The following is an 18,720-nucleotide window of genomic DNA, read 5'->3' as shown; positions in this document are numbered from 1 at the left end:
CGGGCTTATTAAGTGCACTATTTTTTACACGAAAAACTGTCCTTTTGTTAAAAACAAGAACCATAAAATCAAGGAACGCCAGAACCGACATTTGCCGGAACTGGCGTTCCTTGATTAGGAACTTTGAACTGCTCCCCGTCAAGTAGACAATTGAAAAAATATAAATTTTTCCTGCCAGCAGAAATTTATCTGCTGGCAGTTTTTATGCAGCTTGCAAGTAAATTTCGTGTTTTTCCATTGGTGTTAAAATTCCGAGATTCCTTTGCAAGCGTTTATTGTTGTAATAATCTATATAATCTTCGATCATTTTTACGAGAGTACCTCTATCAGTGAATCGTTTTCCATAGTATCGCTCTCTCTTCAGAATTCCCCAAAAGCCTTCCATTGGTCCATTGTCGATACATTTAGCAACTCGCGACATGCTTTGTATTATTCCAGCATTTACAAGTTTTGTATGAAATGTCCTGTTCGTATATTGGAATCCCCTGTCACTGTGAAACAGTGGCTGCGCACTAGGATTTCTAAGTAAAGCATTGTCTACCGTATCAAACACCAAAGCATTGTTGTTCTTATCACGAATAACATACGAAACAATTCGTCTATCATATAGATCCAGTATTGCACTTAGATAAACTTTATGCTTTTCCGTCCCAATATCATAATGGAATTCTGTCACATCAGTGAGCCATTTTTCATTTGGTGCTTTGGCAGTGAACTCCCGATTAAGTATATTTTCAGCTATATACTGAGGGTTTGCAGCCTGTCTTGTGCATCCGTTGTTAGAATACTTGATAGTTGATTTTATATTAAGTTTACGGCAAATGCGTAGCACACGTTTATCGTTTACATCAATACCATGATATCGTTCCAAATCATCTCTGATTCTTCGATAGCCTTTATCCGGTGAGTCTGTATGAATCTTTTCTATCTCGTCAGCAATAAACCTATTCTTTTGCTCACTTTTAGGAATTTCTCTGTGTAGCCATTTATAATAAGCTGCTCTAGAAACATTACCAAGTTTGCAAAGTGCAGTAACTGAATAATTATGATCTTCATGTTCTTCTTTAATTGCCTGATATATATGTTCATGACGGATCAGGCTTAGCCTTGCCTCCTCTCTATTTCTTCGAGTTTTTTAAAAAAAGATGCCTCCATCTCAGCCTGTTCTTTTTCTGCTTTTAAAATTTTAACTTCAGCACGTAGCTTTTCTAACTCGCTCATCTGATCAGGACTTTTGTGTTTGCCACGATTATCTCTTAAAGCCTCTACTCCATTGGTTTCATATTTAACGACATAATTGCGAGCCTGTTGATAGGACACCTGGTATTGTCCTGCTGTTTGGGCATAATTACGATCATGTGCGATACAATACTGTACTATTTCAACCCGTTCTTCAAAAGTGGTTTTTCTTCCTTTGGTCATGATAATGCTTCCTCCTGTTCCAGAAGATTTTAATTCTTCATGATCATTCTACTTCTTTATCCAAGTTTGTAACTTACCTTTTGAACGGATCCCGTATTTTTTGCAAATATCATCTTGAGAACCATAGCCTGCTAAAGAATCTAAGACTGCTTGTTGTTTCAATTCTTTGGGATATTTTTTCTTCCCTTTCAATGTGAATGCATTTGCTCCCATAGATTCATAGTTTCGAATCCATTGTTGGACAGATGCGAGACTTACATCAAACATATCGGCAATTCGCCGTTGGCTTTCTGTTCCATCCAGATATAGATTTCAGCATATCACTTATTTTACAGCCTCTCATTATTTCTTTTTCGATAGTGTGTCCTATCATTAAAAAACTAATCTTTTAACCATGAACTTGCAGAAATTTGATATTCATCGTGTTTTGGAACATCTTCTTTAAGTGTATCAAAAGTTGTTTTTTCTCCGGCTTCTAGATCGTCTATTTCTGATGCTTTTCCACCGACGATTTTATTATCTTTTTTAAATAAAATGATAAGAGTAATATTACGAAGGTCAGAGTCGCTTTTATTTTCGATTTCTCCGGTGTAGGAATATTCATTTCCATTTTCTGAGGTTTCCGAAATGTTTGAAATTTTGATTTGATTTGTTGGAACGATGTCTTTGTCGTTTGGGGAAGTGAAAGTTTTACAATCTACTTTAAATTCAACGCTTGCAGGAGTCTTTTCTTTACAGTCTCCAGTATCTGCAAAAGATATTTTATCTAGGGGAGCGATGGGATCAAGAATATGTTCATTAGAAGAAAGGATAGATCCATCTTTATTTTTTGCAATGATCGTGACTTTAGGAAATCTAAGGCCGCAGTCTTTGTTTGGATTTTCAATAGTACCTGCATATTCAATGGTTTTTGATCCATAGGAATCTACAATGCGATAGCCACTTTCGACAATTTTGGGTTTTTCTTTTTCTGAGCCGGAAATACCGTCGGATTTTTTGGAAATGCTGTTTCCTCGACTAAATCTAGGGGTAGAAGTACTTTTCTGACATCCAGTAATGGATAGTCCAAAGAATACAGCAATGAAAGAAAAGAAAAACATTTTTTTTAACATAAATATCATCTCCTTTTAAGTTCCTCTTTATATCGATAAATCTAATATAACATGGAAAAAATTTACAATCAATATTTTTGTAAAAAAATGGAAAATATCAAAAGATTTTTTCTTTTCTATAGAAAAAGAGTTGAGTTTTATCATTTCTTTCTTTATGATAAGAAGGAAAAGAAAGAGAGAAAGGAAGAGTTTTGGAAATGGAACAGTTTTTACAGGTGGGAGCGATTGCAAATACCCATGGAATTGCAGGGGAAGTGAAAATTTTCCCTATGACGGATGATATTAAACGTTTTAAAAAATTAAAGGAAGTATATCTTGAAACAGGAAAAGAAAGGATGCTTCTTCATGTTGTTTCCTGTAAATTCATAAAAAACCAACCAGTATTAAAATTTAAAGAATTTGCGAATATCAATGAAATAGAAAAATATAAACGATGTGGTTTGTTTGTTACAAGGGATCAGGCAGTACCACTTGGAAACGATGAGTATTATATTGCGGATCTGATTGGACTTACAGTATTAAATGAAGAAAATAAAGAAGTCATAGGAACTTTAAGCGATGTTCTTCAAACAGGAGCAAATGATGTTTATGTTGTGACAACGGAGGATGGAAAAGAGGTTCTTCTTCCAGTGATTAGAGAATGTATTAAAAAGGTAGATCTGGAGAATGGAGAGGTACTTGTTCATCTTATGAAAGGATTACTCGATGAATAGATTTCATATTTTAACATTATTTCCGGAAATGGTAATGGATGGATTAAATACAAGTATTATTGGAAGAGCAGTAGAAGCAGGACATTTGAAGATTCAAGCAGTGAATATCCGTGATTATTCTCAGAATAAACATATGAAGGTGGATGATTATCCTTATGGAGGCGGTGCAGGACTTGTAATGCAGCCGGAACCAATTTATCGTGCGTATGAGGATCTGGTGAAAGATATGAAAAAGAAACCAAGGGTAATCTACATGACGCCACAAGGACGTGTTTTTCATCAGGACATGGCAAAAGAATTGGCAAAAGAAGAGGAACTTGTCTTTTTATGTGGGCATTATGAAGGAATTGATGAGAGGGTTCTAGAAGAGATTGTTACAGATTATGTATCCATTGGAGATTATGTACTCACAGGTGGGGAATTACCTGCAATGGTTATGATTGATGCCATCTCACGTTTGGTGCCGGGTGTTCTTCATAACGATGATTCTGCAGGTGATGAGTCATTTGAAAATGGTTTACTTGAATATCCACAGTATACAAGACCACCTGTTTTTCTTGATAAAAAAGTTCCAGATGTACTTCTATCTGGGCATCATGAAAATATTAGGAAATGGCGTCATGAACAGTCTGTCAAAAGAACAAAAGAAAGAAGACCGGATTTGTGGAAGGAATATGAAGAGAATGAAGGAAAAGAATAATAATAAGGAAGAAAGTGCATTTGGGTTAGTGGCAGCAGACATGGATGGAACCCTTTTAAATCCGAGTCGTGAAATTACAAAATATACACAAGATGTTATAAAAGAAATGTCAGAAATTGGGGTAGTGTTTGTCCCTTCAACTGGACGGGCGATCAATGCACTTCCAAAAGAGTTAAAAGAAATGGATTGCATTCGTTATGGAATTTTTAGTAATGGGGCAACGGTTTACGATCGAAAAGAGAAAAAAATACTATATCAGAATCATTTTGATGCAAAACGTGTTTTAGAATTGATCAGGGATCTTAGGAAATTTGATTTAATGATTAGTGTGATTTGTAATGGACAATCTTATGGAGAACGACAATCTATGGAAAATATTGATTATTACGAGTTAGATGAAAATATGAGAGAAATTGTTCTTGGTTCTAGAAAGCTAGTAGAAAATGTTGAAGACTATATTAAACAGACCAATGGAACAGTTGAAAAAATTACTGTGATTTTCCGTACTTTAGAAGAAGGACAAAAGGTTCGGCAATTTCTTGATACCATTGATGATATTCAATTTTCAAGTTCTCTGCCTAAGAATGTTGAAATATCTAAAAAAGGATGCAATAAAGGAGACGCACTTTCTCATCTTACACAGATTCTTAAAATTTATCCGGAGAAAACAATGGCATTTGGAGATGCGGATAATGATAAAGAACTTTTGGAAGCAGCTGATTTTTCTGTTGTCATGGAAAATGGACTTGATTCAATGAAGGCAATTGCAGACTATATTACAGATTCTAACGCAGAAGATGGTGTTGCAAAGGCTATAGAAAAATTTATTTTAAAAAAATAAAAAAAGCACTTGATGAACATAAAAAAATATGATAGAATATTCGAGTTGTTATAAATATGGATGGTCCTCTGTTACGATAGGTATTAAGAACATCTGAAAACGTTCAAGGAGGAACAACAATGAGCGCACAGGATATTATTAAGAGCATCGAAGATGCACAGTTAAGAGAAGTAACTGAATTTAGAACAGGTGATACTGTAAGAGTTCACGCAAAAGTAAAAGAAGGAAATCGTGAAAGAATTCAGGTTTTCGAAGGTACTGTTATTAAAAGACAGAACGGTGGATCACGTGAAACATTTACTGTAAGAAAACAGTCAAGCGGTGTAGGTGTTGAAAAAACATGGCCAGTACACTCTCCAATCATCGAAAAGATTGAAGTTGTAAGACATGGTAAAGTAAGACGTGCAAAATTATACTACTTACGTGATCGTGTTGGTAAAGCAGCAAAAGTAAAAGAAAGAGTATAATAAAAAAAGAGAGAGGGATAGGCTGTTTGGCTTATCCCTTTTGTTTTAATTTCATGAGAGATTTGAGGAGGTTTCTATGAGAAGTGGATACACAGTAACCTATCAGATGAGAAAACAGAAAAGACAAAAAAGACAGATGATTGGTGGATACATTTTAACATTTGTTGGAGTAGTACTACTTGCTTTCTTGATTATACGTTTTGTATGTTTTAGTTATACAATTCAGGGAGATTCTATGAATCCTACAATGGAAAAAGGAGATAAGCATTTAGTCAACCGATTAATTTATCATATAAAAAGTCCATCAAGATATGATGTCATTTTATTTAAATTAAAAAATGAAAAAGACGCAAATTATTATGTAAAACGTGTTGTTGCTCTTCCTGGAGAAACTGTGCAGGTAAAAGATGGGAACGTTTATGTGAATGGAAAGAAAATTAAAATGTTTTCAAAAGAAAAAGTTCTTTCTCCCGGACTTGCAGGAAATAAGATTACTTTGAAAAAGGGACAATATTTTGTTCTTGGCGATAATTACAATAACAGTGAAGACTCTAGAAGTGCAAGCATTGGAAATGTAAAGAAAAACAATATTATAGGAAAGGTTAGTATCAAGTACTGGCCATGGGGATAATGAAAGGAGAATATTATGGATTTTCAGTGGTATCCTGGTCATATGACCAAAGCAAAACGTATGATGCAGGAAAATATGAAATTGATTGATATTATGATTGAACTGGTAGATGCAAGAATTCCGTTAAGTAGTAGAAATCCAGATGTTGATCAATTGGCAGCAGGAAAATATCGTTTGATTTTGTTGAATAAATCCGACATGGCAGATGAAAGAGTAACTGCACAGTGGGAAGAGTATTTTAAGTCTAAGGGATTTTTTGTTGCAAAGACAAATTCAAAAGCAGGAAAAGGTGTAAAAGCCACACAGAATATCATTATGGAAGCCTGTAAAGAGAAACTAGAGCGTGACAAAAAAAGAGGAATTAAAAATCGCCCAATCCGTGCGATGATTGCAGGGATTCCAAATGTAGGTAAATCGACTTTTATTAACAGCCTTGTTGGAAGAGCCTGTACAAAAACTGGAAATAAACCTGGAGTTACAAAGGGAAAACAGTGGATTAAGTTAAATAAAAATATCGAACTTTTAGATACACCAGGAATTTTATGGCCAAAGTTTGAAGATCAGATGGTTGGATTGCGTCTAGCTTTGATCGGATCCATTCGTGATGAAATTTTAAATCAGGATGAAATGGCACTAGAATTGATTTGTTATTTGAAAGAACATTATCCGAGTATTTTGTCTGATCGTTATGATGTAGAGGAATCCGAAGATAAAGTAAAAATTCTTGAAAGCATTGCAATCAATAGAAACTGTAAGTTAAAAGGCGATGAGCTTGACTATACAAAGGCATCAAAAATCTTATTAGAAGAATTCCGAAATGGTAAACTTGGAAAAATTTCTTTAGAGATTCCGGAAGTTGAGGAAGCATAAATGACATTAAAAGAACAGAGAGAAGCCAAAAAAAAAGAAAAATTAAGGCTGGAAAAAGAACGTATGTATGAAATGTTTTCTTATGAACGAGAACATAAAGACTGTTCGTATATCTGTGGAATTGATGAGGTCGGACGTGGGCCATTTGCGGGTCCAGTCGTTGCAGCTGCAGTTATTTTGCCAAAAGACTGTGATATTCTTTATTTAAATGATTCGAAAAAAGTTTCGGAGAAAAAAAGAGAAACTCTTTATAAAGAAATTTATGAAAAAGCAGTTGCTATTGGTATTGGAATGGTTTCAGAAAAAGTAATTGATGAAATTAATATTTTAAATGCAACTTACGAAGCAATGCGTGTGGCAATTAAAAAACTATCGGTTACGCCGGATCTTTTGTTGAATGATGCCGTAACAATTCCAGGGGTGGAGATTCCACAAGTTCCAATCATCAAAGGGGATGCAAAAAGTGCAAGCATAGCAGCAGCAAGCATTGTGGCTAAAGTAACGAGAGATCATATGATGGTAGAATATGATAAGATCTATCCTGGTTATGCTTTTGCCAAAAATAAAGGTTATGGAACAAAAGCACATATTGAGGGAATTAAAAAGCAAGGAATTTGCGAAATTCATCGCAGGACATTTGTGAAAAAATATATATGATAGATAAAAGAGCAAAAGGTATGGCGGCAGAATCGATTGCCTGTTGGTTTTTGAAACAACAGGGATATAAAATCCTTGACAGAAATTTTTCTATAAGGACTGGAGAGATTGATATTATTGCCAAAGATGGAAAAATTCTTGTCTTTGTTGAAGTGAAATATCGAAAAGATTGTTCTTTTGGAACTCCAGCGGAAGCCGTTAACCAGAATAAGCAAAGAAAAATTTATCAGACAGCAAACGTTTACATAAAGAAAAAAGGACTTTCTTTTGATCAGCCGATGCGGTTTGATGTTGTAGAGATATTAGGAAAGAAAATCAGGGTAATAAAAAATGCATTTTAAAAAATCAAATGAAAATCATTCTACGGTTCTTCATGAAGGAGAAGTGCCGTATCTTACATTTAAAAAATTGGATCAGGCAGGTGTGATTCATGGATTTTCTACTCGTATGGGTGGAGTCAGCAAAGGTATTTTCGCTTCTATGAACTTAAGTTATACTAGAGGAGATGATAAGGCTGCTGTGGATGAAAATTTCCGCCGAATTGGAAAAGCCATTGGATTTGATTCTAAAAAATTAGTATTTTCTAATCAGATTCATGAGACGAAAATTCATAAAGCAACAAAAGAAGATTGTGGGAAAGTTATGACTAACATGGATGGACTTGTGACAAATGAAAAGGGAGTTCCATTATACACAGGGTATGCGGATTGTGTGCCATTATTTTTCTATGATCCAGTAAAAGAAGTAGTGGCCCTCGCGCATTCTGGATGGAGAGGAACTGCTGGGCGTATTGGTGCGAAGATGATTGATGTTATGGAAAAAGGATACGGTTGCAGCAAAAAAGATATTGTCGCTGCGATAGGCCCTTCTATTTGCAGAGATTGTTATGAAGTCAGTGAGGATGTAGCAGATGTTTTTCGAGAAGAAATGCAAGGACATCAGCCAGAAGAATATATGGATGATAAAGGAAATGGAAAATATCAGCTTGATTTATGGAAGATCAATGAAATCATTCTTTTGGAAGCTGGAATAAAAAGAGAACATCTAGATATTACAGACGTATGCACTTGTTGTAATTCTAAGTATTTGTTTTCTCATCGTGCCAGTCATGGAAAAAGAGGGAATCTTGGAGCCTTTATTGTATTATAAACTTAAGCTGGACGGGTTCCTTTGAATAGAGTATACTTATATTAATAATTATTTGGATTTTGTAGAGAGGTATATAGATTATGAGCAAACCGATTGTAGCGATTGTAGGACGTCCTAATGTTGGGAAGTCTACTTTATTTAATTCGTTAGCCGGGGAAAATATTTCGATTGTAAAAGATACACCTGGAGTAACCAGAGACCGTATTTATGCTGATATTACCTGGCTTGATTATCAGTTTACAATGATTGATACTGGTGGTATTGAACCAGAAACAGGAGATTTATTATTATCTCAAATGAGAGATCAGGCAGAGATTGCCATTGAAACTGCAGATGTAATTATTTTCTTAACAGATGTACGTCAGGGATTGGTTGACGCAGATTATCAGGTGGCAGATATGTTGCGCCGTTCACATAAACCAGTCGTTTTAGCAGTAAACAAAGTTGATAATTACCAGAAATTTATTATGGATACGTATGAATTTTATAATCTGGGACTTGGAACTCCATTCCCTGTTTCTGCCAATTCAAAGATTGGGTTTGGAGATCTTTTAGATGAAGTGATTGCAAATTGTGATCCACAGAAACTTCAGGAAGAAGAGGACGAGCGTCCCAAAGTAGCCATTATTGGAAAACCAAATGCAGGAAAATCTTCTATGATTAATAAAATGCTTGGAGAAGATCGTCTGATTGTTTCTGATATTGCGGGAACAACAAGAGATGCAGTAGATACTGTAATTAAACGTGGAGATAAAGAATATGTATTTATCGATACTGCAGGCCTTCGAAGAAAAAGTAGAGTAAAAGAAGATTTGGAGCGTTATAGTGTGATTCGTACTGTTGCTGCAGTAGAACGTTGTGATGTAGCGATTCTTGTGATTGATGCAGAAGAAGGAATTACCGAGCAGGATGCCAAGATTGCAGGAATTGCCCACGAGCGTGGAAAAGGAATGATCATTGCAGTTAACAAATGGGATCTGGTAGAAAAAAATGATAAGACAATTTATAAATATACAAGCAAAGTAAGAGAAGTTCTTTCTTATATGTCTTATGCAGAGCTTGTATTTGTTTCTGCAAAAACGGGACAGAGATTCTCCAAAATTTTTGATCTTCTGGATGTTGTTATTGAAAACCATGCACTTCGTATTCAAACAGGAGTATTAAATGAAATCCTTGCAGAGGCAGTGGCAATGAAACAGCCGCCTTCTGATAAAGGTAAGAGATTAAAACTTTACTATATGACACAGGTTTCGGTAAAACCGCCAACATTTGTTGTATTTGTCAATGATAAAAAACTAACACATTTTTCTTATACGAGATATCTGGAAAATCAAATTAGGAATACCTTTGGTTTCCGCGGAACGCCAATCCGTATCATTGCGCGGGAAAGGAAGGAACGATAAATGATGCTTTGTGTCGTGGTCTGTATGATTGTAGGTTACTTGTTTGGTTGCTTTCAGACAGGATATTTTGTTGGAAGGATAAATAAAATTGATATCCGCGATTATGGGAGTGGTAATTCTGGGACAACAAATACATTAAGAACACTTGGAAAAACTGCAGCAATTGTGACATTTCTTGGAGATGCACTGAAAGGATTGATTGCAGTTAATCTTGCACGTTATGTAATTATTCCGGCTTTTGGTGTGAAAAGTCAGGCTGTTTTATGGCTTTTGACTGGATTTGCGGTTGTTCTTGGACATAACTTCCCGTTTTTTCTTAAGTTTAAAGGCGGAAAGGGAATTGCAACAACCGGTGGAGTTATTTTTGCATTCCACTGGCAGCTTGGGCTTCTTTGTGGGCTTGTTTTTCTTGTAGTTACAGCGCTCACAAAATATGTTTCCCTCGGATCAATCTGTATGGTATTAATTATACCGTTTATATTATATTTCAGCGAACCAAATAATTGGCCTCTGATATTTGTCGGATGTATATTTACAGCCATGGCAATCTGGCGTCATCGTGCAAATATTGAACGCCTGTTGCACGGCACAGAGAATAAGTTAGGTCAGAAAGTAAAGCGTTAGCGGAGGGAGTTTTATGAATACAATCAGCGTAATTGGAGCAGGAAGCTGGGGAAGTGCGTTAGCAGTTTTACTAGCAAACAATGGGCATCAGGTGACTTTATGGTCCCATGATCCAAAAGAAGTAGAAATGCTTCAAAAAGACAGAGAGCAAAAGGACAAGCTTCCAGGAGTTATCTTGCCGGATAATATTCGGATAGAAGCTGATCTTGAAAAGAGTCTTACCGGTCAGGATGTTGTTGTAATGGCAGTTCCATCGCCGGTTGTCCGTTCTGTTGCCAAACAGATGGCTCCTTTTGTGAAAAAAGATCAGATTATCGTAAATGTTGCAAAAGGAATTGAAGATGTGACTTATATGACATTATCTGATATTATTGAGCAGGAAATACCTGATGCGCAAGTTTGTGTATTATCTGGACCAAGTCACGCAGAAGAAGTGGGGAGAGGGATTCCTACAACAGTTGTTATTGGATCAAAGAAAAAAGAACTTGCAGAAATGCTTCAGGATATTTTTATGAATCATGTATTCCGTGTTTACACAAGTCCCGATATTATAGGAATCGAACTTGGAGGAGCACTGAAAAATGTGATTGCACTTGCGGCAGGAATCACAGATGGATTAGGATATGGAGACAATACAAAAGCAGCATTGATGACAAGAGGAATTGCAGAATTATCGAGACTTGGAGTTGCTCTTGGTGGAAAACCGGAAACATTTTCCGGACTGACTGGAGTTGGTGATCTAATCGTAACATGCACCAGTGTTCATAGCCGTAATAGAAAAGCAGGTTACTTAATGGGAAAAGGAAAATCTGCGGATGAGGCCATGAAGGAAGTAAAAATGGTCGTTGAAGGGGTATATTCTGCAAAAGCAGCTCTGGGTCTTGCAAAGAAATGTGGAGTTTCAGTACCGATTGTGGAGGCAGTGAATCATGTACTATTTGAACATGCAGATCCAAAAGAGGAAGTTACCACTCTTCTTTTAAGGGAGAGAAAAAAAGAATATAACAACCTTCAGTGGGAGTAGCGTACGACAAGATATAGGAAAGGAAGTATGGAGAGACATGGTAGAATTTACTGAAAAGTCAAAACAGGAGTTAGAGGCACTAAAAGAAGAAGTAGACAAAGAATATCAGGCATGGAAGGATAAAAATTTATCTCTTGATATGTCTAGAGGGAAACCAGCACCGGCACAGCTTGATAAGACGAATGGTTTGTTAAAAGAAATGACAGATTATCATACAGAAGCAGGGCTAGATGTTCGAAATTATGGTGTTTTAGATGGAATTCCTGAAATGAAAAAGATTTTCAGTGATCTGCTTGATATTCCAGCTCAAAATATTATTGTAGGTGGAAATTCAAGTTTAAATCTGATGTTTGATGCAATGATGCGTTTATTTGTATTTGGAACAATGGGAGAGACTCCATGGGGACGTCTTGACAAGGTGAAATTTTTATGCCCAAGTCCAGGATATGATAGACATTTTATGGTTACACAGAAATTAGGAGTAGAACTGATCTCTGTCGACATGACAAGTGAAGGTCCAGATATGGACCAGGTAGAAAAACTAGTAGCAGAAGATGATGCCATCAAAGGAATCTGGTGTGTACCAAAATATTCAAATCCACAGGGAATCTGTTATAGTGATGAAACGGTAGATCGTTTGGCTTCTATGAAGACTGCTGCAAAAGATTTCAAAATTTTCTGGGATAATGCATATGGTGTTCACTGGGTATTTGAAGATGTAAAAGTAAAAAATATTTTAGATGCATGTAAAGAGGCTGGAAATCCAGAAAGACCATATTATTTCTTCTCGACATCAAAAATTTCCTTCCCTGGAGCAGGTGTTTCTATTATTGCAGCAAGTGATAAAAATATTGCGGAAATTAAAAATATTATGACGGCACAGACCATTGGGGCAGATAAAATTAATCAGCTTCGTCATGTGCAATTCTTTAAAGATGCACAGGGACTGCGTGATCATATGAAAGTAATGGCAGAATGTTTAAAACCGAAATTTGAGACGGTATTGAATACTTTGGAAAAAGAATTAAAAGGAAGTGGACTGATTTCTTGGGAAAATCCAAAAGGTGGATATTTTATTTCCGTTGATGTTTTGCCAGGATGTGCAAAAGAAGTTGTGCGCCTTGCAAAAGAAGCAGGTGTTGTTCTTACAGGAGCAGGTGCAACTTATCCATACAAAAAAGATCCAAAGGATAGCAATTTAAGAATTGCACCAACCTATCCAACAGTAGAAGAATTACAGCAGGCAATTGATTTGTTCTGTGTTTGTGTAAAAAAAGCTGGAATTGAAAAATTGTTGGAAGCATAGATTAAATTAAATTATAAAGATCATGATTTCAAAAAAATGATATGTCCTCTCTTTACAGGAGAAATCCATAGGGAAGGGATAATCATAGAAGTCATGGTCTTTTTTAATTAAATTTTTATCAAACTTATTATTTGTAATAAAACAGAATATGTAAAAAAGATAAAAACAATGAATAAAAAATCCGTAGAAATTCGCCTGTACAATATACACTTCCTTGTGATAGAATAAGAGAAACGTTAAAAAAGGAGTGATTGCATGAAATTTACAAAGATGCACGGTTGTGGAAATGACTACGTATATGTAAACTGTTTGAAAGAAACTATCGATGACCCGAATAAGGTATCCAAATTTGTCAGTGACCGGCATTTTGGAATTGGTTCTGACGGAATGATTTGTATTTGTCCGTCTGATAAGGCTGATTTTAGAATGGCCATGTATAACTCTGATGGTTCTGAAGGAGCTATGTGCGGAAATGGAATCCGTTGTGTTGCAAAATATGTCTATGATTATGGACTGACAGATAAAACAAAGATAACCATAGAAACAAAAGGTGGTTTGAAGGAATTAGATCTCACTGTGGAAGATGGAAAGGTGACATGGGTGAAAGTTGACATGGAAGCTCCAATCACACAGGCGGAAAAAATTCCAGCCATTTATGATGATCTTACGGAAATTGTTGATCAGCCGATCATTGTTGATGGAAAAGAATATAGAATTACCTGTATTTCCATGGGAAATCCTCATGGAGTTGTTTTTGTTGACTCAACAGATGATTTGGATTTGGAAAAAATCGGGCCAAAATTTGAACACCATCCAATGTTTCCGGACCGTGTGAACACAGAATTTGTTCAGGTGATTGATGAAAATACAATTAAAATGCGTGTGTGGGAGCGAGGTGCAGGAGAAACGCTTGCCTGTGGTACCGGGGCTTGTGCAAGTGCATATGCATCTTATTTGAATCATAAGACAGGGAAAAAAGTTTTGGTTCACCTTTTAGGTGGTGATCTTCAGATTGAATATGATGAAGAAAAAGATACGATCTTTATGACAGGGCCTGCGACAAAAGTATTTGATGGAGAGATCGATCTTTCTAATATAGATGCAGCAGAATAGAAAAAGACAGAATAATTGGAGAAAGAGAATGATTTTAAAGGATTTATTAGAACGTTCTGAATATAATTGTATTCAGGGAAGTGATAATGTAAAAATTTCAACACTGGTATATGATTCCAGAAAAATAGAAGAAGACAGCGTATTTGTATGTATTTCAGGTGCAGCATTTGATGGACATAAATTTGCAGCGGATGCAGCAGAAAAAGGTGCGGTAGCAGTTATTGTAGAAAAGGATGTAGAAGTACCAGAAAATTTGACTGTTATTAAGGTTGAAAGTACAAGACTTGCTCTTGCAGAAATGTCAGCCGCTTATTTTGGATATCCCGCTGAAAAACTGACAACGATTGGGATTACAGGAACCAAAGGAAAAACAACAACAACTTATATGATTCGTGCAGTGCTTGAACATGCAGGACAAAAAACAGGATTGATTGGTACAATTGAAACAATTATTGGTGATGAAAGAATTCCATCTGTAAATACAACGCCGGAATCTTATGTGGTTCAGGAATCCTTCCGTAAGATGGTAGATGCAGGACTAAAGAATGTTGTTATGGAAGTATCTTCTCAGGCATTGATGCTTCATCGTACAAGTGGATTTGTATTTGATTACGGTATTTTTACAAATCTTGCAGAAGACCATATCGGGGAAAATGAGCATAAAGATATGGATGATTATATTCATTGTAAGAGTCTTTTATTCCAACAATGTAAACAGGGAATTGTCAATGGAGATGATGATTATGTAGAACGTATCATCAAAAATCATACATGTAAGATTGAAACTTATGGAATGAATGCATCAAATGATGTTTATGCAGAAAATATTGCAAGAATCCAAGAACCGGGATACCTTGGAGTTTCTTATGATTTAAAAGGAAAACAGGAATATAATGTTCATGTAGATATTCCAGGTGATTTTACGGTTTATAATTCTTTAGCAGCAATTTCTTTGTGCCGCCATATGGGAATTGTAAAAGAAGATGTATTATCTGCATTGAATACGATTCAGGTAAAAGGACGTCTGGAAATTATTAAGACTCCGGGAGAATATACATTAATGATTGATTATGCACATAATGCAATGAGTCTTGAAAGTCTCTTGACAACCATTCGTAAGTATAATCCAAATAAGATTTATTGCCTGTTTGGATGTGGAGGGAATCGTGCAAAAGCCAGACGCTATGAAATGGGAGAAGTCTCTTCTAATCTGGCAGATTTAACTGTTGTTACTTCCGATAATCCAAGAAATGAAGAACCAATGGATATTATCAATGATATTCTCATTGGTGTACATAAGGGACCAGGAAAATATGTGACGATTCCAGATCGAAAGGAAGCTATTCGATATTGTATGGAACATGCGGGAAAAGGAGATATTGTAATTCTCGCAGGAAAAGGTCATGAAGATTACCAGGAAATTAAGGGTGTCAAACATCATATGGATGAGAGAGATCTGATTCAGGAGATTATCGAGGGAAAATAAAAACAAAAGATAAAAGGAGAATATGTAAGTGGAAGCAAGAATTTCAGGGACAACCAAATTATTTGCAGTCATTGGATCACCGGTTTCACATTCAGCATCGCCTGCAATGCAAAATTACGGTTTTCAGGCATGTGGAGTAGATGGTGCTTATCTTGCCTTTGATATTAAAGAAGATCAGGTACCAGAATTTATAAAAACGATGCGTCTGTTAGATATCAAAGGCTGTAATGTAACAATGCCAAACAAAACAGCAGCAGCACAAAATGTAGATGAATTATCACCAGCTTCAGAATTGATTGGTGCTGTCAACACGATTGTTAACAGAGATGGTGTATTGTATGGACATATCACTGATGGAGAAGGGTTTGTTGCAAATTTAAAAGATCATGGTGTGGATGTTAAGGAAAAAGATATTGTCATCTTTGGTGCCGGAGGAGCTGCAACAGCAATTCAGGTACAATGTGCATTAGATGGAGCAAAATCCATTACAATTTTTAATCCAAGAGATCCATTTTTTGAAAGAGCAGAAAAAATGGTAGAAAAGATAAAAGCAAAAGTTCCATCTTGTCAAGTAGAACTTTATGACTTGGATGCAAAAGATAAAATGCGTGAAAAAATTGATGCTGCAGATATTCTTGTGAACGGAACTTTACTTGGAATGAAACCAAGAGAAAATACAACAGTTATTACAGACACAAGTTTATTTCACGAAGGATTAGTTGTTGCTGATGTTGTTTATAATCCGGAAGAAACAAAATTCTTAAGAGAAGCAAAAGAACATGGATGTATTACTGTTCCTGGAAAGGGAATGCTGTTATGGCAGGGAGTTGCTTCCTTTAAATTATTTACTGGAAAAGATATGCCGGTAGAAGAAGTAAAAGCAAAATTTTTTAGTGAGGCATAAAAAAGAATAGTAAGAAAAATACAGGATCCACTTTTTGGCGATCCTGTATTTTTTATGCGAAAATATAAGATTTAATGTTACCTCCAACGGGGTTATAAGATAAAATATCATCATAAAACTGAATCATTTGATCAAGTCTTGAAGCAACATATTTTTGAAGAATTTTTACAGAAGTAATATGCGTCAGAGAATCCATTTGATCAAATACTTGACAGTAAAGATTGCATCCGCCCGTTACAAAGAAGTTTGTTTCTGGGAGAATTTTTTGCACATAATATTGATAACCGATTTGGTGATGTTCTAGCAAATATTGTCCGGCACGTATTTTACGTCCGATTAGGAAATTAATGGGTTCCTGATTGACAGGATTTGAATTTATTTTTACAAGCAGTTCTTGAAAAAAAGCAGAATCTAAGGAAGGATGATTGGATAAATAACTGTATACAAAATCTTCAAGATTTATTTTTTTAGAAAAAATTTGATGAGGATTTTGGGTAAGAATCTGGTTGGAACCATATGTAACAGCAACTCCATTGACAAATGGAAATAATTTTTCAGGATTTCTTTGGAAATCTTCTACCCACTGATCATTTTCTTTTTTAGATGCTTTAGAATCGGTAATGGCGAAAATACCATCATTTGCTTTGAAAATTCCGGTAAATGACATAATAAATCTCCTTTTATAAACTGGAGAAATTATACAATGTCTTTTTAGAAAAAGCAAGAAGCTTTCAGGAATATTTCTGCATGTCCTGCATATACTTTAACAGTCTATCCAAGGAGGATGTTATGGAACAATTTAATGTATATAAGGATATGAAGGCAAGGACAAATGGGGAAATTTATATTGGAGTTGTTGGTCCGGTAAGAACAGGAAAAAGTACATTTATCAAACGCTTTATGAATTTGATGGTGCTTCCTAATATGGAAGATGAACATGAAAGAAGTCGAGCAAATGATGAACTTCCGCAATCATCCAGTGGAAAAACGATTATGACAACAGAGCCGAAATTTGTTCCAAATGAAGCGGTTTCTATTAAGGTAGAAGATGAGATTGATTTAAATGTCCGTCTGATTGATTGTGTGGGATATATGGTGGATGGAGCCACTGGACACATGGAAGGAGATTCTGAACGTCTCGTAAAAACACCATGGTTTGATCATGAAATTCCATTTACAAAGGCAGCGGCCATTGGAACAAAAAAAGTCATTACAGAGCATTCAACGATCGGTGTTGTTGTAACTTGTGATGGATCTTTTGGAGAAATTGAGGCAATGCAATACGAAAAGCCAGAGGAAGAGACAATTCGACAACTGAAAAGTCTTCAAAAACCATTTGTTGTTCTTTTAAATACAATTCATCCATATTCGGAGGAGACAAGGAATTTGGCTAGAGAAAAAGAAGAACGTTATCATGCAAAGGTAATACCAATGAATTTAGAGCAACTAAAAAAAGAAGATATTTATCAGATCTTAAAAAGTGTGTTGATGGAATTTCCAATTACATCCATTGGATTTTATGTACCAAAGTGGACGGAAACGCTTCCAAAGGAACACCCACTAAAAAAAGAACTTCTGGAAACAGCAAGGAAGATGATGAAAGATAAAAGCTGCATGAGAGATGTTTATGAAAAAACGGATCTTGAAACAGAATACATAAAAGCATGGAAACTGGATCATGTTGCGATGGATACCGGAGAAATCTCCATCCAAGTATCGATTGATGATAAATTTTATTATGATTTCCTTAGTGATACCATCGGATTCCCAATAGGAAATGAATATGAATTTATTCAGATTATGCAGGAGCTTGCAAAGAAGAAAAAAGAATATGAGGAAGTTGGAGAGGCATTAAGTGCTGTAAAACAGAGAGGATATGGGGTCGTTACACCAACGAAGGAAGATATTACATTGGATGAACCACGGATTGTAAAGCATGGAAGCAAATATGGAGTCAAAATAAAAGCAAGTGCTCCTTCTATTCATATGATTCGTGCGAATATTTCAACAGAAATTGCGCCGATTGTTGGAGAAGAATATCAGGCAAAAGATTTGATGGAATATATTGAAAAAGGATCTGGAGAACCAGGAGAAAGTATGTGGGATGTTAATATTTTTGGAAAAACACTAGAACAGCTGGTTGGAGATGGAATGCAGGCAAAAGCGCTAAAAATGACGGAAGAAAGTCAACATAAACTACAGGAAACAATGGAAAAAATTATTAATGAAAGCAATGGAGGACTTGTTTGTATCATTATATAACAGCATTGACAAATACAAGAAAAAAGAATATACTTT

At 35.7% G+C, this 18,720-nt stretch carries 22 protein-coding genes; 17 read left to right on the top strand and 5 right to left on the bottom strand.

Annotated features, from left to right (window positions below; all coding sequences use genetic code 11):
* Nucleotides 1–202: 202 nt before the first annotated feature.
* The 4 genes from KQI71_RS08050 to KQI71_RS08035 form a co-directional block, all read right to left on the bottom strand.
* Nucleotides 203–1,096 carry an IS3 family transposase gene (locus KQI71_RS08050; RefSeq protein WP_216435402.1) on the bottom strand — a complete coding sequence of 298 codons (894 nt, stop codon included), beginning with the start codon at nucleotides 1,094–1,096 and terminating at the stop codon, nucleotides 203–205.
* A gap of 5 nt (nucleotides 1,097–1,101) precedes the next feature.
* Nucleotides 1,102–1,422, bottom strand: coding sequence for a helix-turn-helix domain-containing protein (locus tag KQI71_RS08045; RefSeq protein ID WP_216435398.1), 321 nt, complete (start codon nucleotides 1,420–1,422; stop codon nucleotides 1,102–1,104).
* Between the two features lie 48 nt (nucleotides 1,423–1,470).
* Nucleotides 1,471–1,725, bottom strand: a complete 255-nt coding sequence (locus KQI71_RS08040) for a hypothetical protein (RefSeq protein WP_256442136.1) — start codon at nucleotides 1,723–1,725, stop codon at nucleotides 1,471–1,473.
* A 77-nt stretch (nucleotides 1,726–1,802) separates the two neighbouring features.
* Nucleotides 1,803–2,534, bottom strand: a complete 732-nt coding sequence (locus KQI71_RS08035) for an FxLYD domain-containing protein (RefSeq protein ID WP_216435396.1) — start codon at nucleotides 2,532–2,534, stop codon at nucleotides 1,803–1,805.
* A 197-nt stretch (nucleotides 2,535–2,731) separates the two neighbouring features.
* On the opposite strand from KQI71_RS08035, the gene rimM reads away from it, so the two are divergent.
* The 16 genes from rimM (at nucleotide 2,732) to aroE (ending at nucleotide 16,422) form a co-directional block, all read left to right on the top strand.
* Nucleotides 2,732–3,247 carry a ribosome maturation factor RimM gene (rimM, locus tag KQI71_RS08030; protein WP_216435395.1) on the top strand — a complete coding sequence of 172 codons (516 nt, stop codon included), beginning with the start codon at nucleotides 2,732–2,734 and terminating at the stop codon, nucleotides 3,245–3,247.
* Complete coding sequence (trmD, locus tag KQI71_RS08025) at nucleotides 3,240–3,947, top strand: tRNA (guanosine(37)-N1)-methyltransferase TrmD (protein WP_216435394.1); 708 nt, start codon at nucleotides 3,240–3,242, stop codon at nucleotides 3,945–3,947. Before rimM ends, trmD begins: the two co-directional genes overlap by 8 nt.
* Nucleotides 3,868–4,788, top strand: a complete 921-nt coding sequence (locus KQI71_RS08020) for an HAD family hydrolase (RefSeq protein ID WP_253287995.1) — start codon at nucleotides 3,868–3,870, stop codon at nucleotides 4,786–4,788. The genes trmD and KQI71_RS08020 overlap by 80 nt, the downstream gene beginning before the upstream one ends.
* Before the next feature lie 119 nt (nucleotides 4,789–4,907).
* Entirely contained in the window at nucleotides 4,908–5,255 is a 348-nt protein-coding gene (rplS, locus tag KQI71_RS08015; RefSeq protein ID WP_216435393.1) for a 50S ribosomal protein L19, read from the top strand.
* 76 nt (nucleotides 5,256–5,331) lie between these two features.
* Nucleotides 5,332–5,886, top strand: a complete 555-nt coding sequence (gene lepB, locus KQI71_RS08010; protein WP_216435392.1) for a signal peptidase I — start codon at nucleotides 5,332–5,334, stop codon at nucleotides 5,884–5,886.
* Between the two features lie 15 nt (nucleotides 5,887–5,901).
* On the top strand, nucleotides 5,902–6,756 hold the full coding sequence (gene ylqF, locus KQI71_RS08005) for a ribosome biogenesis GTPase YlqF (protein WP_216435391.1): 855 nt from the start codon (nucleotides 5,902–5,904) through the stop codon (nucleotides 6,754–6,756).
* The gene (locus tag KQI71_RS08000) at nucleotides 6,757–7,413 is read left to right on the top strand and encodes a ribonuclease HII (protein WP_216435390.1); all 657 of its coding nucleotides are present in this window, start codon (nucleotides 6,757–6,759) and stop codon (nucleotides 7,411–7,413) included. It begins immediately after the preceding gene.
* The gene (locus tag KQI71_RS07995) at nucleotides 7,410–7,754 is read left to right on the top strand and encodes a YraN family protein (protein WP_216435389.1); all 345 of its coding nucleotides are present in this window, start codon (nucleotides 7,410–7,412) and stop codon (nucleotides 7,752–7,754) included. Before KQI71_RS08000 ends, KQI71_RS07995 begins: the two co-directional genes overlap by 4 nt.
* Nucleotides 7,744–8,562, top strand: coding sequence for a peptidoglycan editing factor PgeF (gene pgeF, locus KQI71_RS07990; RefSeq protein ID WP_216435388.1), 819 nt, complete (start codon nucleotides 7,744–7,746; stop codon nucleotides 8,560–8,562). The genes KQI71_RS07995 and pgeF overlap by 11 nt, the downstream gene beginning before the upstream one ends.
* Before the next feature lie 80 nt (nucleotides 8,563–8,642).
* Nucleotides 8,643–9,965, top strand: coding sequence for a ribosome biogenesis GTPase Der (gene der / locus KQI71_RS07985; RefSeq protein WP_216435387.1), 1,323 nt, complete (start codon nucleotides 8,643–8,645; stop codon nucleotides 9,963–9,965).
* Nucleotides 9,966–10,589: a glycerol-3-phosphate 1-O-acyltransferase PlsY gene (gene plsY / locus KQI71_RS07980; RefSeq protein ID WP_216435386.1), complete on the top strand. Its 624-nt coding sequence runs from the start codon at nucleotides 9,966–9,968 to the stop codon at nucleotides 10,587–10,589. It begins immediately after the preceding gene.
* Between the two features lie 13 nt (nucleotides 10,590–10,602).
* Nucleotides 10,603–11,613 (top strand): NAD(P)H-dependent glycerol-3-phosphate dehydrogenase, encoded by a 1,011-nt coding sequence (locus KQI71_RS07975; RefSeq protein ID WP_216435385.1) that lies wholly within the window; start codon nucleotides 10,603–10,605, stop codon nucleotides 11,611–11,613.
* A gap of 37 nt (nucleotides 11,614–11,650) precedes the next feature.
* Complete coding sequence (locus KQI71_RS07970; RefSeq protein ID WP_216435384.1) at nucleotides 11,651–12,919, top strand: aminotransferase class I/II-fold pyridoxal phosphate-dependent enzyme; 1,269 nt, start codon at nucleotides 11,651–11,653, stop codon at nucleotides 12,917–12,919.
* 255 nt (nucleotides 12,920–13,174) lie between these two features.
* Nucleotides 13,175–14,032, top strand: coding sequence for a diaminopimelate epimerase (gene dapF, locus KQI71_RS07965; RefSeq protein WP_216435383.1), 858 nt, complete (start codon nucleotides 13,175–13,177; stop codon nucleotides 14,030–14,032).
* Nucleotides 14,033–14,060: 28 nt separating this feature from the next.
* The gene (locus KQI71_RS07960; protein ID WP_216435382.1) at nucleotides 14,061–15,518 is read left to right on the top strand and encodes a UDP-N-acetylmuramoyl-L-alanyl-D-glutamate--2,6-diaminopimelate ligase; all 1,458 of its coding nucleotides are present in this window, start codon (nucleotides 14,061–14,063) and stop codon (nucleotides 15,516–15,518) included.
* A 28-nt stretch (nucleotides 15,519–15,546) separates the two neighbouring features.
* Nucleotides 15,547–16,422: a shikimate dehydrogenase gene (gene aroE, locus KQI71_RS07955; RefSeq protein ID WP_216435381.1), complete on the top strand. Its 876-nt coding sequence runs from the start codon at nucleotides 15,547–15,549 to the stop codon at nucleotides 16,420–16,422.
* Between the two features lie 52 nt (nucleotides 16,423–16,474).
* Here the strand turns inward: aroE and KQI71_RS07950 are convergent, their stop codons facing one another.
* Nucleotides 16,475–17,089, bottom strand: a complete 615-nt coding sequence (locus tag KQI71_RS07950; protein WP_216435380.1) for a hypothetical protein — start codon at nucleotides 17,087–17,089, stop codon at nucleotides 16,475–16,477.
* A gap of 122 nt (nucleotides 17,090–17,211) precedes the next feature.
* On the opposite strand from KQI71_RS07950, the gene spoIVA reads away from it, so the two are divergent.
* Complete coding sequence (spoIVA, locus tag KQI71_RS07945; protein ID WP_216435379.1) at nucleotides 17,212–18,684, top strand: stage IV sporulation protein A; 1,473 nt, start codon at nucleotides 17,212–17,214, stop codon at nucleotides 18,682–18,684.
* Nucleotides 18,685–18,720 lie beyond the last annotated feature (36 nt).

The organism is Anaerostipes sp. MSJ-23, from assembly GCF_018918155.1.
Classification (GTDB): domain Bacteria; phylum Bacillota; class Clostridia; order Lachnospirales; family Lachnospiraceae; genus Anaerostipes.
Note: the sequence above shows the minus strand (reverse complement) of the source record. Positions and strands in the feature narration are given on the sequence as shown.

Excerpts from the sequence above, each read along its gene's own strand:
- KQI71_RS07970 (WP_216435384.1), top strand. The coding sequence starts at position 11,651 with ATGGTAGAATTTACTGAAAAGTCAAAACAGGAGTTAGAGGCACTAAAA.
- der (WP_216435387.1), top strand. The coding sequence starts at position 8,643 with ATGAGCAAACCGATTGTAGCGATTGTAGGACGTCCTAATGTTGGGAAG.
- KQI71_RS07950 (WP_216435380.1), bottom strand. The coding sequence starts at position 17,089 with ATGTCATTTACCGGAATTTTCAAAGCAAATGATGGTATTTTCGCCATT.
- KQI71_RS07995 (WP_216435389.1), top strand. The coding sequence starts at position 7,410 with ATGATAGATAAAAGAGCAAAAGGTATGGCGGCAGAATCGATTGCCTGT.
- rimM (WP_216435395.1), top strand. The coding sequence starts at position 2,732 with ATGGAACAGTTTTTACAGGTGGGAGCGATTGCAAATACCCATGGAATT.
- KQI71_RS07960 (WP_216435382.1), top strand. The coding sequence starts at position 14,061 with ATGATTTTAAAGGATTTATTAGAACGTTCTGAATATAATTGTATTCAG.
- pgeF (WP_216435388.1), top strand. The coding sequence starts at position 7,744 with ATGCATTTTAAAAAATCAAATGAAAATCATTCTACGGTTCTTCATGAA.
- KQI71_RS08020 (WP_253287995.1), top strand. The coding sequence starts at position 3,868 with ATGAACAGTCTGTCAAAAGAACAAAAGAAAGAAGACCGGATTTGTGGA.
- KQI71_RS07975 (WP_216435385.1), top strand. The coding sequence starts at position 10,603 with ATGAATACAATCAGCGTAATTGGAGCAGGAAGCTGGGGAAGTGCGTTA.
- dapF (WP_216435383.1), top strand. The coding sequence starts at position 13,175 with ATGAAATTTACAAAGATGCACGGTTGTGGAAATGACTACGTATATGTA.
- plsY (WP_216435386.1), top strand. The coding sequence starts at position 9,966 with ATGATGCTTTGTGTCGTGGTCTGTATGATTGTAGGTTACTTGTTTGGT.
- spoIVA (WP_216435379.1), top strand. The coding sequence starts at position 17,212 with ATGGAACAATTTAATGTATATAAGGATATGAAGGCAAGGACAAATGGG.
- lepB (WP_216435392.1), top strand. The coding sequence starts at position 5,332 with ATGAGAAGTGGATACACAGTAACCTATCAGATGAGAAAACAGAAAAGA.
- ylqF (WP_216435391.1), top strand. The coding sequence starts at position 5,902 with ATGGATTTTCAGTGGTATCCTGGTCATATGACCAAAGCAAAACGTATG.
- KQI71_RS08035 (WP_216435396.1), bottom strand. The coding sequence starts at position 2,534 with ATGTTAAAAAAAATGTTTTTCTTTTCTTTCATTGCTGTATTCTTTGGA.
- trmD (WP_216435394.1), top strand. The coding sequence starts at position 3,240 with ATGAATAGATTTCATATTTTAACATTATTTCCGGAAATGGTAATGGAT.
- rplS (WP_216435393.1), top strand. The coding sequence starts at position 4,908 with ATGAGCGCACAGGATATTATTAAGAGCATCGAAGATGCACAGTTAAGA.
- KQI71_RS08000 (WP_216435390.1), top strand. The coding sequence starts at position 6,757 with ATGACATTAAAAGAACAGAGAGAAGCCAAAAAAAAAGAAAAATTAAGG.
- KQI71_RS08045 (WP_216435398.1), bottom strand. The coding sequence starts at position 1,422 with ATGACCAAAGGAAGAAAAACCACTTTTGAAGAACGGGTTGAAATAGTA.